General features: G+C 44.8%; 19 protein-coding genes and 1 pseudogene. 4 read left to right on the top strand and 16 right to left on the bottom strand.

Annotation, left to right across the window (positions count from 1 at the left end; all coding sequences use genetic code 11):
- The first annotated feature begins 6 nt into the window (after window positions 1-6).
- The gene (locus tag ACOSVQ_RS16220; protein ID WP_491983537.1) at window positions 7-630 is read left to right on the top strand and encodes a DNA-3-methyladenine glycosylase family protein; all 624 of its coding nucleotides are present in this window, start codon (window positions 7-9) and stop codon (window positions 628-630) included.
- Here the strand turns inward: ACOSVQ_RS16220 and hemW are convergent.
- The 7 genes from hemW to ACOSVQ_RS16185 form a co-directional block, all read right to left on the bottom strand.
- Window positions 627-1,799: a radical SAM family heme chaperone HemW gene (gene hemW / locus ACOSVQ_RS16215; protein ID WP_491983536.1), complete on the bottom strand. Its 1,173-nt coding sequence runs from the start codon at window positions 1,797-1,799 to the stop codon at window positions 627-629. The genes ACOSVQ_RS16220 and hemW overlap by 4 nt on opposite strands.
- The gene (locus ACOSVQ_RS16210; protein ID WP_491983535.1) at window positions 1,799-2,395 is read right to left on the bottom strand and encodes an XTP/dITP diphosphatase; all 597 of its coding nucleotides are present in this window, start codon (window positions 2,393-2,395) and stop codon (window positions 1,799-1,801) included. Before ACOSVQ_RS16210 ends, hemW begins: the two co-directional genes overlap by 1 nt.
- Window positions 2,396-2,452: 57 nt before the next feature.
- A complete protein-coding gene (locus ACOSVQ_RS16205; RefSeq protein WP_491983534.1) occupies window positions 2,453-2,884 on the bottom strand; it encodes a DUF4426 domain-containing protein in 432 nt (143 codons plus the stop codon).
- Between the two features lie 86 nt (window positions 2,885-2,970).
- The gene (gene yggU, locus ACOSVQ_RS16200) at window positions 2,971-3,264 is read right to left on the bottom strand and encodes a DUF167 family protein YggU (protein ID WP_491983593.1); all 294 of its coding nucleotides are present in this window, start codon (window positions 3,262-3,264) and stop codon (window positions 2,971-2,973) included.
- The gene (locus tag ACOSVQ_RS16195) at window positions 3,261-3,818 is read right to left on the bottom strand and encodes a YggT family protein (protein ID WP_491983533.1); all 558 of its coding nucleotides are present in this window, start codon (window positions 3,816-3,818) and stop codon (window positions 3,261-3,263) included. Before ACOSVQ_RS16195 ends, yggU begins: the two co-directional genes overlap by 4 nt.
- Before the next feature lie 39 nt (window positions 3,819-3,857).
- A complete protein-coding gene (gene proC, locus ACOSVQ_RS16190) occupies window positions 3,858-4,676 on the bottom strand; it encodes a pyrroline-5-carboxylate reductase (protein ID WP_491983532.1) in 819 nt (272 codons plus the stop codon).
- Window positions 4,677-4,752: 76 nt separating this feature from the next.
- A complete protein-coding gene (locus ACOSVQ_RS16185; protein ID WP_491983531.1) occupies window positions 4,753-5,457 on the bottom strand; it encodes a YggS family pyridoxal phosphate-dependent enzyme in 705 nt (234 codons plus the stop codon).
- A gap of 44 nt (window positions 5,458-5,501) precedes the next feature.
- Between ACOSVQ_RS16185 and ACOSVQ_RS16180 the strand changes: the two genes are divergently transcribed.
- Both ACOSVQ_RS16180 and ACOSVQ_RS16175 read left to right on the top strand, forming a co-directional pair.
- Window positions 5,502-6,539 (top strand): type IV pilus twitching motility protein PilT, encoded by a 1,038-nt coding sequence (locus tag ACOSVQ_RS16180; protein ID WP_491983530.1) that lies wholly within the window; start codon window positions 5,502-5,504, stop codon window positions 6,537-6,539.
- 11 nt (window positions 6,540-6,550) lie between these two features.
- Complete coding sequence (locus ACOSVQ_RS16175; RefSeq protein WP_491983529.1) at window positions 6,551-7,657, top strand: PilT/PilU family type 4a pilus ATPase; 1,107 nt, start codon at window positions 6,551-6,553, stop codon at window positions 7,655-7,657.
- Window positions 7,658-7,724: 67 nt separating this feature from the next.
- Here the strand turns inward: ACOSVQ_RS16175 and tnpA are convergent.
- The 9 genes and pseudogenes from tnpA to metK form a co-directional block, all read right to left on the bottom strand.
- Window positions 7,725-8,160 (bottom strand): annotated as a pseudogene (gene tnpA / locus ACOSVQ_RS16170) (IS200/IS605 family transposase).
- 190 nt (window positions 8,161-8,350) lie between these two features.
- Window positions 8,351-8,776, bottom strand: a complete 426-nt coding sequence (ruvX, locus tag ACOSVQ_RS16165) for a Holliday junction resolvase RuvX (RefSeq protein WP_102942714.1) — start codon at window positions 8,774-8,776, stop codon at window positions 8,351-8,353.
- A 76-nt stretch (window positions 8,777-8,852) separates the two neighbouring features.
- Complete coding sequence (locus ACOSVQ_RS16160; protein WP_491983528.1) at window positions 8,853-9,416, bottom strand: YqgE/AlgH family protein; 564 nt, start codon at window positions 9,414-9,416, stop codon at window positions 8,853-8,855.
- A 26-nt stretch (window positions 9,417-9,442) separates the two neighbouring features.
- Window positions 9,443-10,399 carry a glutathione synthase gene (gene gshB / locus ACOSVQ_RS16155; RefSeq protein ID WP_165312334.1) on the bottom strand — a complete coding sequence of 319 codons (957 nt, stop codon included), beginning with the start codon at window positions 10,397-10,399 and terminating at the stop codon, window positions 9,443-9,445.
- Window positions 10,400-10,411: 12 nt separating this feature from the next.
- A complete protein-coding gene (gene rsmE / locus ACOSVQ_RS16150; protein ID WP_491983527.1) occupies window positions 10,412-11,143 on the bottom strand; it encodes a 16S rRNA (uracil(1498)-N(3))-methyltransferase in 732 nt (243 codons plus the stop codon).
- A 165-nt stretch (window positions 11,144-11,308) separates the two neighbouring features.
- On the bottom strand, window positions 11,309-12,010 hold the full coding sequence (locus ACOSVQ_RS16145) for an endonuclease (RefSeq protein ID WP_491983526.1): 702 nt from the start codon (window positions 12,008-12,010) through the stop codon (window positions 11,309-11,311).
- A gap of 148 nt (window positions 12,011-12,158) precedes the next feature.
- On the bottom strand, window positions 12,159-12,662 hold the full coding sequence (locus ACOSVQ_RS16140; RefSeq protein ID WP_491983525.1) for a SprT family zinc-dependent metalloprotease: 504 nt from the start codon (window positions 12,660-12,662) through the stop codon (window positions 12,159-12,161).
- Window positions 12,663-12,807: 145 nt separating this feature from the next.
- Window positions 12,808-13,605: a DUF2189 domain-containing protein gene (locus ACOSVQ_RS16135; protein WP_491983524.1), complete on the bottom strand. Its 798-nt coding sequence runs from the start codon at window positions 13,603-13,605 to the stop codon at window positions 12,808-12,810.
- 243 nt (window positions 13,606-13,848) lie between these two features.
- Window positions 13,849-15,003 (bottom strand): methionine adenosyltransferase, encoded by a 1,155-nt coding sequence (gene metK, locus ACOSVQ_RS16130; protein WP_491983523.1) that lies wholly within the window; start codon window positions 15,001-15,003, stop codon window positions 13,849-13,851.
- 316 nt (window positions 15,004-15,319) lie between these two features.
- Between metK and tkt the strand changes: the two genes are divergently transcribed.
- Entirely contained in the window at window positions 15,320-17,317 is a 1,998-nt protein-coding gene (gene tkt / locus ACOSVQ_RS16125; protein WP_491983522.1) for a transketolase, read from the top strand.
- Window positions 17,318-17,377: the final 60 nt, after the last annotated feature.

Below are 17,377 nucleotides of genomic sequence, written 5' to 3'. Positions count from 1 at the left end.
AGGAAGATGTCACAAGCGATTCATAAAGCTTTACTTGAACAAACAAAGGCTCTTCCTTACCTACAACAGTTACTCCACGCCAACGGTATTCAACAACTCTCTCTGCAAGGTGAAGAGAATTTCTTCCCTTATTTAGCTCGCTCTGTAGCGGGGCAACAACTCTCTAATACCGCAGCTCGAACGATATGGCAGCGTGTCGAAGCGTTGTTAACCGTCGATCAGCAGCTGTTGGATTTATTTGTTGAGTCGAACCGCGAAGTGCTTCGGGGATGTGGATTGTCGAATGCGAAAATAAAAACAATCTGCGGTGTGAGAGAAGCTCTTGAGCAGAGAGTGATTGTTCCTGAGGTACTCGCCACAATGCCGGAATCAGAGATGGTTAAAACACTGACTCAGCTTTGGGGGATTGGCCCCTGGACGGCAGAGATGACAGCGATTTTCTTTTTTGGATTGCCAGATGTTTGGTCAAGAGGAGATGTGGCATTAGCCAGAGGTCTTGATTTGGTTGCAGAAAAAGAAGGTGTGAGTGGACAAGAGATTCTGTCGACAGTCACACCTTATCGTTCTTACTTTGCATTGCATATTTGGCAAAGTTTGGATACCGACCTGTTCACTTCAATGGCGAATTAGTCTTCTTCCGCCATAAATGCTTCAAGCAGATCATTGAGGAACAATTTACCTTTTTCTGTGATCTGCCAGTGCGTTGCATCTTCACTTAAATATCCTAATTCCAACGCCCAATTGATCGTTGGTTCAATGATGTCGAGATCTAAGCCTGTCGTCGCACCAAAATCTGCTTTCGGGCAAGGCTCCATCAATCTAAAGCGGTTCATAAAGAACTCAAATGGACGATCTTCATCAGCCACTAGCTGCTCTGAATCCAAGTATGGTTTAGTCAGGTTCTGGTATGCCGCTAGATAACCTTTCGGGTGCTTAACTTTGGTTGTGCGAACAATGCGTCCATCACTAAAGCTAAGCTTGCCGTGAGAGCCACAACCAATACCGAGATAATCGCCAAATCGCCAGTAGTTCAGGTTGTGCTGGCACTGATAACCGGGCTTGCTGTAGCCAGATATCTCATATTGCACGTAACCGGCTTCGGTGAGCTTCTTATGTCCTAATTCAAAAATGTCCCACAATGCATCGTCATCGGGCAACGTCGGTGGTTTGAAGTAAAACATGGTGTTAGGTTCAATCGTCAACTGATACCAAGATAGGTGCGGCGGATTTAACGCGATAGCTTGATCGAGATCGGCTAACGCTTCTTCAATGGTTTGATCAGGTAAACCATGCATCAAATCTAAGTTAAAGCTCGTTAGCCCAATGGTATGAGCCAGATTTGCTGCTCGCAGAGCCTCATCTTTACCGTGTATTCGACCAAGACGTTGCAGCTTTTCAGGCGCGAAGCTTTGCACGCCTATCGAGATACGAGTGACCCCCGCTTTTCTGTAACCAGCAAAACGTTCAGCTTCAATCGTGCCCGGATTGGCTTCCATGGTAATTTCAATATTCGGTTTAAACGCTATTCGCTCTTCAATACCTTGCAATAAGCGCTTGATCCCCTCGGCAGAGATCAAGCTTGGAGTGCCACCACCGATAAAGATCGAGTGCAGTTGGCGTGGATCGTCAGCAAGTTGATAACGTTCAATATCGGTATCAAGATCTTCAAGCAAAGCATCAATGTAGTGATCTTCTGGGATCTCAGCTTTTAGTGCGTGAGAGTTGAAATCACAATATGGGCATTTTTGTACGCACCAAGGGATGTGTACATAAAGGCTAAGATCAGGCGGTGTTAACATTAATGTTGCTCTTTAATCGCTTGGAAAAGCTTTTGTAGAGCTTTAGCTCGGTGAGAAAGCTGCTTCTTACGTGCAGGTTCTAACTCTGCTGATGCACAGTTCTCTTGTGGCACAAAGAAAATTGGGTCATAGCCAAAGCCATTAGTGCCGTGTGCTCGCTCTAAAATACGACCTTCCCATTTGCCGTGGCAGACAATCGGAGTAGGGTCGTTTTCGTGGCGCATCAGAACCAACACGCAGTGGAAACGAGCGGTACGCAGCTCTTCTGGAACGCCCTGCATTGCGTTAAGCAGTTTTTCTAGGTTCTGTTGGTCAGATGCACCTTCGCCAGCGTAACGCGCTGAATAGATACCCGGTGCGCCTTTTAGATAGTCGACCTCTAAGCCAGAATCATCCGCAATCGCGGGCAAACCAGTCTCTTTTGCTGCATGGCGCGCTTTGATGATGGCATTTTCAATGAAAGTGGTGCCTGTTTCGGCTACTTCCGAAACGTTGAATTCGCTTTGAGCTACTACGTCGAAGCCGAAGTCCGCCAATAGGTCAGCCATCTCGCGAACTTTACCTTGGTTGCCGGTCGCTAATACAATCTTTTTCATTTTCTGTTATCTCTATGTTCGACGTCATTATTGCCAAAGAACGAGCCTTAATATGCGTCATTCTTCAACATAAAATTTTTGGGTGAATTTAACTTTGCCTGCGCCTTTATTGCCAGCATTAACGTCGATATCAAATATCAAATCTTCTTCGTTGTTAATCGGAAATTCAGCTAAGTAGTAGATGGCTTCGCCTTCTTTAATTTCACTAAAATCCAAGTTTCGAATGTTACCTAGCAAGCTTCTTACATTTCCTGAAACTTTTGCTTCAACCGCTGGTTTGCCAAGCGCTGAGTTATCCAACACGCTGATATTCAAAATCGCAGAATAACCATTGCGAGTGAGTTTGTAGCTGCGAGCTACCTGCGGTGTTAAAAACGTTGAATTAAACGCAGAGTAGTGTACTTCAACATCTTTGATGTTCTGAAATTGTTCTGCTGAGCTTGGCAGAGCGATAAATGTCAGTAGTAGGGCTATCATCCATTGGCGCATGATCATTTCCTTCGTTATGAACACTTAGCTATAAAAATAATGCTAGCTAAAAACATTCCCCACATAAGTGGGGAATGAAAGTGTCGTTATTGAATAATGGCTTGAATTTCTTGAGGTATCTCGGCAGGCGCAATAATTCTGATTTGCTTATGCCTACCAAGTTCGCCTTTTTCTATTGCTATCAGCCCTTTAGCCACTTTGCATTGTTTGGCTAAATATTTGGTGAGATGGGCATTGGCTTTGCCGTCTACAGGTGGCGCGGTGATCGCTATTTTTATCTCCCCGCCGTGTAGACCAACAATGCTGTCACGACTTGCTTTAGGCTGGATATAGAGCCTAAGAATCAAGTCTTCGCCATCAAACCAAGCTGCTTTCATTATAGTTGATGCCAGATAGGACCAATGATATCGCCCATCAGGAAGTTAGCGAATTGCAGCACAATGAATAGAACCAATACACTTAAATCAATGCCACCTAGTGCTGGCAGAATACGACGAATCGGTGCAAGCATTGGCTCTGTTAATTGATGGAATACGTATTCAATCGGGCTACGACCTTGGCTAATCCAGCTTAGGATTGCGCGCAGCAACAGTACCCAGAACAGTAAACCACCGGCAGCTTTCACTAGTGATAGCAGACCTAGGAATAGGAAATCGGTGCTAAAGCTTACCGAACCTTTAGAAGCGATAAGAATTAGGGCAACGAACTTCACTACGCACAATACGTAAGCAAAAAGAACCGTTGCTAAATCAATGCTGCCCAAAGATGGAATAACACGACGCAGTGGTGCTACTACCGGTTGAGTTGCCTTGACGATAAATTGAGAAAATGGGTTGTAAAAATCTGCACGTGCCGCTTGTAGCCAGATACGTAGAATCACGACCATGATGTACAGGTCGAACACAGTGGAGATTAGAAAACTCATAGAATTCATAGAGAGCCCTTAGTTTGAGTTGTTTGGGTGTTTCGCTAATTAAAATAGTTTTTCCATCTCTTCGGCTCTTGCTACTGCAGCTTGCATCGCCTTAGCAACAATCTCTGAGAGATGACTTTCATTGAATGTACGAATAGCTTCAGCCGTTGTACCGCCTTTAGATGTCACTTGTTCACGCAATGTTGCCAGCGAGACGTCAGGGTTAGCTTGAACCATTTCTGCAGCGCCAAGAGCCGCTTGTTGGACAAGCAGGCGCGCTGTTTGTTCATCGAACCCTTGTGCCATTGCTTCTTCTTGCATGGCTTGCATGAAAAGGAAGAAATACGCTGGAGCACTACCTGCCGCAGCAATGACACTGTTGATACCAGACTCTTGTTCTACCCAGCAAACTTCACCAACAGCCGACATCAGCTCTGAAGTGAAATCTTTGTCTTGCTGAGAAACAGAATTAGCTGCATAAAGTCCAGCCATACCTTTGTTCACTAACGAAGGTGTATTTGGCATCACGCGAACCAGTTGTAGTTCGGTTGCCAGCATTTCGTTGAAGCGAGCCACTGAAATGCCAGCAGCAATTGAGATCACTAGCTTGTTTGAATAGTCGACAGCTTGTAGAGGCGCACATACTTCAGCCATTAGCTGTGGTTTTACCGCCATAACAACCACATCGGCTTCATGGGCTGCAGCAAGGTTATCGCTGGTGGTACGAATACCGTATTTCTCTTCCAGTGGTTTACGACGAGTCTCTGAAGGCGCTGTTGCGATGATCTTCTTTGCATCGTAACCGCTTGCCACTAGACCTGCGATAATCGCATGAGCCATATTACCCGCACCAATAAACGCGATTGTTCTTTGTTCCATGTCTGCTCTTCTATCCAAAATTTTTAGTGTTAGATTTTTTGTCAGCGATAGTCATTTTTGTTAATGACTATCTTTCTTAATGACTGTAGTCACGCTGACCAAATACAGCTGTACCGATACGAACTATGGTGCTGCCAGCTGCAATCGCGGCTTCCATATCACCGCTCATCCCCATAGATAGGGTATCGATACTCGGGAATTTATCAGCCAATTTGCTCTTCAAATCCGCTAGTTTCTTAAACGCAGCGAGTTGGGATTCGTAATCTGAGACATTCTCAGGAATCGACATCAATCCTCTTAACATGAGGTTTGGTAAGCCAGAAATCAATTCAGCCAGTTCAAATACTTCATTTTCGGAAATGCCTGATTTGGATGCTTCGCCGCTGGTGTTAACCTGAATCAATACTTGTAATGGCGGTAGATTCGGTGGTCTTTGTTCACTGAGGCGTTGAGCGATTTTTGATCGGTCAATGGTATGCATCCAATCGAAGTTTTCAGCAATAAGACGAGTTTTGTTTGATTGCAGCGGTCCAATGAAGTGCCATTCTAGCTTAAGTTCAGGGTGATTCTGTTGAAAATACTGAACCTTTTCGACACCTTCTTGCACATAATTTTCACCAAAACTGCGTTGTCCGGCTTGTGCCGCTTCTAGAACTGCCTCGACAGGTTTGGTTTTACTCACCGCGAGAAGTTGCACTGAGTCTGGAGTACGTCCACACTTTTGTTGTGCGCTCTCAATTTGTGAAATGATATCTTTGATATTTTGTTGAATACTACTCATAGCCTGACTTTATTTGGTCCACAGACCCTAAGGAAAATAAATAAATGAATATCGCTGAGTTACTGGATTTTAGTGTAAAGCATAATGCGTCAGATCTACATCTTTCTGCAGGTGTTCCTCCTATGGTACGGATAGATGGCGAAGTAAGAAAGCTTGGCGTGCCTGCTTTTACTCATGCGGATGTTCATCGCCTAGTGTTCGAAGTGATGAATGATGCTCAGCGCAGTGAGTTTGAAGAGAAACTCGAAGTGGATTTTTCGTTTGAGCTGCCGGATGTTGGACGATTCCGTGTCAACGCTTTCCATCAGGCTCGTGGCTGCTCTGCGGTGTTTCGTACTATCCCAACAGTCATTCCCACTCTTGACCAGTTAGATGCGCCAGAGATTTTCAGCAAAATTGCCAACTATGAAAAAGGTCTAGTTCTGGTGACTGGACCTACGGGTTCTGGTAAATCAACCACCTTGGCAGCGATGGTTGATTACATCAACAAGAATCACAATAAGCATATTCTTACCATTGAAGATCCAATCGAGTTCGTTCACAGCAACGACAAGTGTCTGATCAACCAGCGTGAAGTTCACCGCGATACGCACAGTTTCAAGAATGCACTGCGTTCTGCACTGCGTGAAGACCCTGACGTGATTCTGGTCGGTGAGCTGCGTGACCAAGAGACCATTAGCCTAGCATTAACGGCTGCGGAAACAGGACACCTAGTCTTCGGTACACTGCATACCAGTTCTGCGGCAAAAACCATTGACCGTATTATTGATGTGTTTCCGGGCAACGATAAAGATATGGTGCGCTCTATGTTGTCTGAATCATTACGCGCGGTGATTGCTCAGAAACTGCTAAAACGTGCTGGTGGTGGACGAGTTGCTTGTCATGAGATCATGTTGGCAACACCTGCAATTCGTAATTTGATCCGTGAGGATAAAGTGGCGCAGATGTATTCGATCATCCAAACTGGTGCTGCTCACGGAATGCAGACTATGGATCAAAACTCCAAGCAGCTGATTGCTCAAGGCTTAGTGGATCCGGCTGAAGTGCAGAAGAAGATTGAGTCTGAAATCTCTACCTTTTAAGAGCGAATGAAATGGAATTGAATCTCTACCTTGAAGCGATGACCTCGCTAAAAGCGTCAGATTTGTATATCACCGTAGGCGCTCCAGTATTATTGCGCGTCGATGGTGAGATGCGTCCGCAAGGCGAGAAGCTTTCACAGCAAGAGGTGCTTTCTTTATTGCACGAAATGATGGATGAAGAGCGTAAGTCTGAGTTTAACGCATCACACGAAGCGAACTTTGCCATCGTACGAGGGAACGGACGTTTCAGGGTGAGTGCCTTTTTCCAGCGTGAGTTACCGGGCGCTGTGATTCGACGCATCGAAACGCAGATTCCGACATTTGAAGAACTCAATCTGCCTGCTGTTTTGCAGGATCTCTCGATTGCTAAACGAGGCTTAGTGCTGGTCGTGGGCGCGACAGGTTCAGGTAAATCCACCACCATGGCTGCAATGACAGGGTATCGTAACCGTCATCGCACAGGGCATATCTTATCGGTTGAAGACCCGATTGAATTTGTTCATGAGCATCAAAAATGCATCGTCACCCAGCGTGAAGTGGGTTTGGATACTGAGAGCTACGAGGTAGCACTGAAGAATTCTCTACGCCAAGCGCCAGACATGATTTTGATTGGCGAAATCCGTAGTCGTGAGACCATGGAATATGCGATGACCTTTGCTGAAACTGGGCATTTGTGTATGGCAACATTGCATGCCAACAACGCCAACCAAGCATTAGAACGCATATTGCACCTTGTGCCTAAAGAACAAAAAGAGCAATTTTTGTTTGATTTGTCGATGAACTTACGAGGTGTAGTTGGTCAGCAGCTTATTCGCGATAAAAATGGTAAAGGTCGTCACGGTGTGTTTGAGATTTTACTCAATTCACCTCGCGTTTCAGATTTGATTCGCAAAGGAGAGTTGCATGAGTTGAAATCGACGATGGCGAAGTCCAAAGAGATTGGCATGCAGACCTTCGATCAAGCGTTATATCAATTGCTGGTGGAAGATAAGATCACTGAGCAAGATGCAATGCACAGTGCTGACTCAGCCAATGACTTACGCATGATGCTTAAAACTCAGCGTGGAGATGCTCCAAGCTCAAGCTCTCTCGCGAATGTAAAAATCGATATGAACTAGTAAAAATCCGCCTTCTTAGAAGGCGGCTTTGGCTTACAGCCCCCTTAAAGGGGGCATACCTACGCTGTTAGTTCATCTTCAACTCTAACTGCGCCTCATGTTCTTGATCTTTCTTGTCTTGGTGTTTTACGTATCGCCTGATAATTTCTTCATTTACACCGACCGTATCAACAAAGTACCCTCTTGCCCAAAAATGATTCCCCCAAAGTTTCTTTCTTATATGTGGGTATTTATTAAACAAGCGGATTGCTGAACGCCCTTTCAATATCCCCATCAACGTTGATATCGATACTAGGTGGAACTATCACAACTAAATGAACGTGGTCTGGTTGGATATTTAGCTCCAAGACTTCACAATCTTTCATATTGCACAAAATATAGATTGAGCGATAAAGCTCCTTACCTACATTCCCTTTCAAGATTTTAAATCTGTATTTCGGTGTCCAAACTATGTGGTATTTACAACGCCAATACACATGTGATGAACTTCTATAGTCGCCCATGTTTTTTGTTTCCTCTTACTTGTGGTGAATAAGAGGCTTACTTCTAACATGGGCATTCCTTCGGGCAATAGCCCCAAGGTTCAATCACCACCGCCCAAGGCGGTGGTTTAGAGATGACAATAAAAAACGCGCTGATAAAGCGCGTTTTTTGTCTCTGCTGTCTTTTTGTCTCTGCTGTCAGCGTCGGGTTTTATTCACCCCACTGGTTTTCAAACCAGCTTTCTAAGATAATCACCGCTGACTGGCAGTCAATGTTGCCTTTGCTTAACGCCTTATAGCCACCCATAGAAAAAAGTTCAGCTCGCGCCTCTGCAGTTGATAATCGCTCATCATGCAGTTCAACTTGAACACCAAAACGCCCATGAAGGCGCTGAGCAAATTTTTTGGCTCTTGGGGTAATGGTTTCTAAATCTTTGCCATGTAAGTCAGTAGGTAAACCCACAACCACAAGGTCTGGTTTCCACTCTTTCAATTGCTTTTCGATGTCATCCCAATTTGGAATACCATCATTGGCTTTAAATGCTTTGAGCGGTGAGGCTGTACCTGTGATTTCCTGACCAATGGCGCTACCAATACTTTTGGTTCCGTAGTCGAAAGCCATAATAGTTCGAGACATGTAAAACTCTTTATATAAAAACGATGTTTGGCTAAAAACAGAAGCGCTCAATTAATATTGAGCGCTTTGGATTGTGTTAAGCGTGACCGGCTTCACCAGATAACTGAACGGGGTCTATTCCTAGCTTCTGGATGGCTTTGTTCCATTTATCTCGGGTTGGAGTATTAAAAATCAAATCCGAGTCTGCTTCTATGGTGAGCCATGAGTTATCTGACAGCTCACTTTCCAATTGACCCGCTTCCCAGCCAGAGTAGCCAAGTGCAACCAGATAGCCTTTAGGTTCGGCATCTGTACCCAAAACACTGAGGATATCTTTGGACGTCGTTACCGCGATATCATCGGTCATGCGAATACTCGATTCATAGTGATCTTTCGGTCTGTGCAGAATAAACCCGCGATCTTCAGACACAGGACCACCGTTGAAAACCGGCTCCGTAAGACTTTTACTTTGCGATTGAGGATAAGCAGGCTCCACATCCACCTGCTTCAACATTTTGCCGACCGTAATATCAATCGGTGAATTGATGATTAGCCCCATCGCGCCTTCTTCATTGTGCTCACAGATGTAAATAACACTGTGTTTGAAGTAAGGGTCTTTCATGCTCGGCATAGCAACGAGAAAATGATTAGTAAGATTCATAGTATCTCCAACCTCAAAGATTGGTATCACATCGCCATTGCTTTAATGCGCGTCTCAATGGCATCCATTAACTTGCCAGTGATAGAGATATCGTAAGCTGCCTCGATTTCACGAATACAAGTTGGGCTGGTTACGTTAATTTCAGTCAGTTTATCTCCAATCACATCAAGTCCTACAAAAATTAGACCTTTTTCTTTTAGTGTTGGTGCAACTGCAAGTGCAATTTTCTTATCGGTTTCACTTAGTGGACGAGGTTCACCACGACCACCTGCTGCCAAGTTACCACGCGTTTCCCCTTTAGCAGGGATACGAGCTAAGCAGTAAGGCATTGGTTCACCATCAACCACTAGAATACGCTTGTCACCATTACTAATATCTGGAACGAAGGTTTGCGCCATACAGTAATTTTGACCGTGATTGGTTAGCGTTTCGATAATCACAGAGACGTTTGGATCACCTTCTTTCACTCGGAAAATAGATGCACCACCCATGCCATCAAGTGGTTTTAAAATCACATCGCCATGCTGCTCTCTGAATTGCTTAATTTTTTCTGCTTTACGGGTCACGATAGTGGTTGGTGTTAGTTCTGGGAACCAAGCAGTAAACAGTTTTTCGTTACAGTCACGTAGACTTTGTGGCTTGTTGACGATCAGCGTACCTTCATCTTCTGCACGCTCTAGGATGTAGGTTGCGTAAATGTACTCGGTGTCGAAAGGAGGATCTTTACGCATTAACACAGCGTCTAACTCAGATAACTTAATAGTTTGCTCTGATTTGAACTCGTACCAACCCTTTGGATCTTCTTTCAGTGTGACGATTTTTGTATCAGCGACAGCCACACCTTGATCTAAGTGTAGATCATTCATCTCCATATAATGAATTTCATAGCCGCGACGCTGCGCTTCTAACATCATCGCGAAGCTAGAATCTTTCTTGATATTAATGGATGAAATTGGATCCATTACGATGCCGAGTTTAATCATTGGAATTCTCCGTTATCCAAGATCGCCAAAACGAACTTGTAAGGCTGTAATTGCGGTTAACGCTGCGGTTTCTGTACGCAGGACACGAGGCCCAAGCAACGTTTCTTCAAAGTTGTATTTGGTGGTCATATCGATTTCTTTTTCAGAAAGACCACCTTCAGGACCAATTAATAAGCGAACTTTAGTAACAGGTTCTGGAAGAGTGTTAATTGAGTATTGAGCACGAGGATGTAGGTTCAGCTTCAATGCGTCACTTGGCTCAGCACACCACTGTTCTAATTCCATCACAGGGCGAATTTCTGGAACGACATTGCGTCCGCATTGTTCACAAGCACTGATGGCGATTTTTTGCCATTGCTGAAGCTTTTTCTCGAAACGTTTCTCATCCAGCTTAATACCACAGCGTTCAGACAGTAGTGGAGTAATGGTGTTGACGCCTAATTCCACCGATTTCTGAATAGTGAATTCCATTTTGTCGCCACGTGAAATCACTTGTCCTAAATGCAAATCAAGCGGTGATTCGCTACTGTTTTCTACTCGCTTCGTCACTTCAACGGTGACGTGCTTTTTACCACTTTCACTAATGACTGCTGGAAATTCTGCACCGCTACCATCAAACAGAAGGATTTCTTGTCCTTCTTTCATACGCAGTACTCGACCAATGTGGTTTGCTGCATCATCGTCGAGGTTAATGTTGCCCAACTGAGTAATGGGCTGCGGATGATAGACACGGGGAATGCGCATGTGTTGTTTCCTAATCAAAATATACTCTTCCTACTTTAAGTAGCTTGAGTATTGCTATTCAATAGCGTGGGATATCTCGCATCTAACATGGATGCTTTGTGCTGAAAAAACAAGGGGGGAATGTGAATCCCCCTCATATATCCGTTGAGTTGGATGGATTATTTTTTATTTTTGGCACTGCTCAAAAACGAAAGGATTGCGATTACCTTGGACTTTGAAAATTCGCCTTTCGCGTTCACATTCCCATTCATCGACAGGATAGGTTTTGTTCCATGCATGCATCAGCTTGGTTTGAGCCGAGGATAATTTAAAACCGTGTTCGTTACTCATATACAAGTATGTGCGAGCAATTGCACCTCTGGCTCTGGCTGGTGGCATTGCGCTACGCTGTTTGAAATCGACCTGCATTTCACATTGCCCATAAGTAGCACCAGATGTGCCGTTCCACTGGCTAAAATTGAAGTTGGATCTGTCGCCGTTGACTTCACCAATTGCTGGCGTCAGGTTGTGAAGGTCTGCCTCCATGCGGCGAAAAACCTCATCACTGTTGCTACAGAGTTTGCGTCCACCTTCTTGCCAGCATTGACGTTGGTGTCCGAATTGCCAAGCTGGCACAACATGCTCCCATTCTATGCGGCTAGCTCGGATTTGTTGTTTGCGAACTTGATATCCGCAGCCTTCTAAGTCTGGAATGCCTTTCTTGCCTTGCCATGAAATATCACAGCCACAGTAAAAAGACTTTGGGTGATCTTTATAGATTTTCATTGCTTCGTTTTTGGCTTGAGAAAACGAACTAGGAAAATCAGCCAGAGAAGGGAAGGTAGCTAAGATCAAGCTACAGCTAAGCAGAAAGCGAAAATTAAACATATGTTGGACTGTATTTTATTGTTTTTTACAGTCTAACATTCTCTAATTTGAAAGCTAGTTGATAAATACAACGTTAATTTCTAAGGAAATATTAACGTCACTCACAGTTATTTTGTTTGCGAAGGTGATTTGTCTGCTAGGGTGATGGTTACCCAGTCAGTTGAATTCCAGTGTAAGTCAGAGTTTGTTTGCACTGCTGGCAACGGTAGGTCGCTTGCTTACGCAGTACTTTGTTATGACGGCGCACGGAGAGTGGATACTGATTACAAGCGCACTGATAAGCGAATGTTTTTCCTTGTACGGATTCAACCGACATTTTATGTGTGGTTTCCGCTGGCAAATTGAATACTCGATTCATCACGGCTTGCCATTCGATACCATGTGGTTTTACACGACCGTAAATGGCATAGGTAATGAGGTGGGCGATTTCGTGGGGAATCACTTCATTGAGAAAAGCTTGCTGGTTTTCTTTGAATAAAACGGGGTTTAAGCGAATTTCCCACAGTTGCAGATAAGCTTTACCTGCCGCCTTACCTCTGAGTCGATAGCTGATTTCTGGTAGTTCAAATTGGCGTTTGAAATATTGAGAGGCAGTATCTATGCACTTCTTCACTTGTGATAATGCTTGGTACTGCAGTTGAAAATCGGTCAAAGCTGGCTCCAAAAAATTCCCCACTAATACATATCTAGTTCGGTATTAGCGGGGAAATTATAACATCAAACCTCTTTTTATCACTGAGTTGTGTTCTGAGCCTTATTAAGAAAATACAAATAGCGATAAAGAGAAGGAGGAGACCCTATGGTTGATGTTTTTTCTTAATCGTTGCTTGGTAACCATGCCATGTGGCATATCCGAGTATTGGCATGGTAAACAACATTCCAATCCCGTAAGTTGCGAAGCCGATTAAAATGCCTCCACAGATGATTGCAGCCCAAACAATCATCGCTGGGATATTCGATTTCACTGCATTAAAGCTACTGAATATAGCCGTCATCACATCAACACGTCTCTCCATCATCAATGGAATAGAGAACGCGGAGATGCTGAAAATAACGCACGCTATGATGAAACCAATCAGTGAGCCGATGACTAAGAAGGGGAGAAAGTCGGTCAACGGAGCGCCTTGAACCGATGGATAAAGTGCGTGTAACAGCGCTGCAATTCTCATCCAAAATATCATTGCTACAGCTAGAACAACGGCAAACATCCATTGTGAAGTGCTATTTCGAGTAATGGCTTTCATGGAGTGCATTAAGCCTGAGTCTCTGCCTCTTTCTCTTTGCCAAGATGCATCGTAGAGTCCGAGCGCTAGGAAGGGACCTATTAACATATAAACCACTAGAGCTGGCATGACGACAAGATGAGTGCCTTGCCATTGAATGAGCAGAACGATACCAACAGCAGCAGCCATAAAGCAAAGCCCATAAAATGCGCTGATTAAAGGTAGTCGAATAAAATCGTGCAAACCAAGAGCAAGCCAGTGTAAGGGTGCAGAAACTTCCACTTTGTTGCAAGGCAGCGTGCGAGCATATTCTTGATGGCTGACTTCTTTGTCTTTTTGCTTGAAGTCAGAAGGGTCTACTGTACGAGGCATAAATCCTCCCAAAACAATATGGCAGTGAATAAGAAAGTTCGGTTTTGTTCGAGCACAAAATACTCGTTAGTTTTGTAACATTTTATTAACTGTTACTTTGTTAACTATTGTTGATAAGGCTGAAAATTACAAATGTGCTGGTGGAATTTTAATCAGGCGAGATTTTGAAAGTGCACAAAAACAAAAGCCCCCGCCAGATGGCGAGGGCTTGTCAGTAAAGCGTTTTGAACTACTTGTTTTGAATTACTTAAGGTTTGCGAAATCGCGTAGTAATTCAACTTTGTCAGTTGCTTCCCAAGGGAATTCTTCACGACCGAAGTGACCGTAAGCTGCTGTTTTCTTGTAGATAGGCTGAAGTAGGTTCAACATCTCTTGCAGACCGTATGGACGTAGGTCGAAGAACTGACGAACGGCTTCGATGATGATGTCGTGAGATACTTTCTCGGTACCGAACGTTTCAACCATGATAGATGTTGGATCAGCAACACCGATTGCGTATGAAAGTTGGATTTCACAACGATCAGCCATGCCTGCTGCTACGATGTTCTTTGCAACGTAACGAGCTGCGTATGCTGCTGAACGGTCAACTTTTGATGGATCTTTACCAGAGAATGCACCACCTCCGTGACGAGCTGCGCCGCCGTAAGTATCTACGATGATTTTACGACCAGTCAGACCACAGTCACCCATTGGGCCACCGATTACGAAACGACCAGTTGGGTTGATGAAGAACTTAGTTTCTTTGCTCAACCATTCTGCTGGAAGCACTGGTTTGATGATCTCTTCCATTACTGCTTCACGCAGATCTGGAGTAGAGATTGAATCACAGTGTTGAGTTGAAAGAACAACTGCATCGATACCAACGATCTTACCTTGTTCGTATTGGAACGTTACCTGAGATTTTGCATCAGGGCGTAACCAAGGAAGCGTGCCGTTCTTACGAACTTCAGCTTGCTTTTGTACTAGAAGGTGAGAGTAAGTGATCGGTGCTGGCATCAGTACGTCAGTTTCGTTTGTTGCGTAACCGAACATGATACCTTGGTCACCAGCGCCTTGCTCTTTAGGATCTGCTTTATCAACACCTTGGTTGATGTCTGGAGACTGCTTACCAATGGTGTTTAGAACTGCACATGAGTTAGCATCGAAGCCCATATCTGAATGGACATAACCGATTTCACGAACAGTCTCACGAGTTAGTTCTTCAATATCAACCCATGCTGAAGTTGTGATCTCACCACCAACCATAACCATGCCGGTTTTTACGTAAGTTTCACAAGCAACACGTGCTTTAGGGTCTTGTTCCAAAATAGCATCTAGAACCGCATCTGAGATTTGGTCTGCGATTTTATCTGGATGGCCTTCTGATACCGACTCAGAAGTAAACAGGTGTTTAGCCATGGTAGCTCCATATAAGTAGTCAAAAAGTAGGGAAAAACTATTTTCACTACTTTGAAAAAAGTTCATTATGTAGGCGTTTCTACATCTAGACGGCTATTTTAGTTCTCTATGCTTAAATTACAAGCTCTTTTTCACTTTTAGATATAACCAAACGTTTGCTTACATACTGTCTTTACAAGCAAGTTCATCTGTGTGTAACCGACAAAAATTACTTGAACAACTAAGTAAACGATTGCAGTGGTTTAGGTGCTTTGTAACAATACCGCATAGTATAGATGGGATTATTTTACTTCGCTTAAATCAATCAGGAGCTGACATGGCGTCTCGCAAACAATTGGCTAATGCAATCCGTGCTCTGAGTATGGACGGTGTTCAAAAAGCTAACTCTGGCCACCCGGGTGCACCTATGGGTATGGCGGATATCGCTGAAGTACTTTGGCGTTCACACCTAAACCATAACCCTCAAAACCCTAACTGGGCTGACCGCGACCGTTTCATTCTGTCTAACGGTCATGGCTCGATGCTGATTTACTCACTGCTTCACCTTTCTGGTTACGAGCTTTCAATGGAAGATTTAAAGAACTTCCGTCAGCTTCACTCAAAAACTCCAGGTCACCCAGAATACGGTTATGCGCCAGGTGTTGAAACGACGACTGGTCCACTAGGTCAAGGTATCACTAACGCTGTGGGTATGGCGTTGGCTGAGAAAGCGCTTGCTGCTCAGTTCAACAAAGAAGGCCACGACATCGTTGACCACTTCACATACGCGTTCATGGGCGACGGCTGTATGATGGAAGGTATCTCGCACGAGGCGTGTTCTCTTGCGGGTACACTAGGTCTGGGCAAACTGATTGCATTCTGGGATGACAACGGTATCTCTATCGATGGTCACGTAGAAGGTTGGTTTGCTGACGATACACCAAAACGTTTCGAAGCGTACGGCTGGCATGTTATCCCTGCGGTTGATGGTCACGATGCTGACGCAATCAACGCAGCGATTGAAGCAGCGAAAGCAGAAACAGGTCGTCCAACTCTAATCTGTACTAAAACCATCATCGGTTTTGGTTCGCCAAACAAAGCTGGCTCACACGACTGTCACGGTGCTCCACTAGGCGCTGATGAAATCAAAGCAGCACGTGAATTCCTAGGTTGGGAATACGCACCGTTTGAAATCCCAGCAGATATTTACGCGCAGTGGGATGCAAAAGAAGCTGGCGCAGCGAAAGAAGCAGCATGGGATCAAAAATTCGCAGCGTACGCAGCGGCATACCCAGAGCTAGCAGCAGAATTCAAACGTCGTGTGAACGGCGAACTTCCAGCTGAGTGGGAAGAAAAAGCAAACGCGGTTATCGCTGAGCTTCAAGCAAACCCAGCGAACATTGCATCACGTAAAGCATCACAAAACGCACTCGAAGCGTTTGGTAAAATGCTCCCTGAGTTCATGGGCGGCTCGGCTGACCTTGCACCTTCAAACCTAACCATGTGGTCTGGCTCTAAGTCAATCACGCCAGAAGATGCATCAGGCAACTACATCCATTACGGTGTTCGTGAATTCGGTATGACGGCTATCATGAACGGTATCGCGCTACACGGTGGTTTCGTTCCTTACGGCGCAACCTTCCTGATGTTCATGGAATACGCACGTAACGCACTGCGTATGGCGGCACTGATGAAAGTGCAAAACATCCAAGTGTACACGCACGACTCTATCGGTCTTGGCGAAGATGGCCCAACTCACCAACCGGTTGAGCAAACCGCTTCTCTACGTCTGACTCCAAACATGAGCACATGGCGTCCATGTGACCAAGTTGAATCAGCAGTGGCTTGGAAACTGGCTATCGAGCGTAAAGACGCGCCAACAGCGCTTATCTTCTCTCGTCAAAACCTGGCACAGCAACCACGCTCCGCAGAGCAAGTAGCTGACATCGCTAAGGGTGGTTACATCCTGAAAGATTGTACAGGTAAACCTGAGCTAATCCTGATTGCAACAGGCTCTGAAGTTGATTTGGCTGTGAAAGCGGCTGAGCAACTTACTGCTGAAGGTAAACAAGTACGTGTTGTTTCAATGCCATCAACCGATGCATTTGATAAACAAGACGCAGCTTACCGCAGTGCAGTTCTGCCAGCAGACGTAACAGCGCGTATCGCTATCGAAGCGGGTATCGCGGATTACTGGTACAAGTACGTTGGCCTAAACGGCAAAATCATCGGTATGACGACATTCGGTGAATCTGCACCTGCAGATCAACTGTTCAAGATGTTTGGCTTCACAGTTGAAAACGTAGTTGAGAAAGCAAACGAGCTACTTGTTTAATCAAATACGATAAAGAACAGACCTCCCCGCCACAGTGCGGGGTTTTTTTTGATGTGAAAT

The organism is Vibrio sp. HM8-C (genome assembly GCF_058630515.1).
This window is presented reverse-complemented; position numbering and strand designations above follow the sequence as displayed.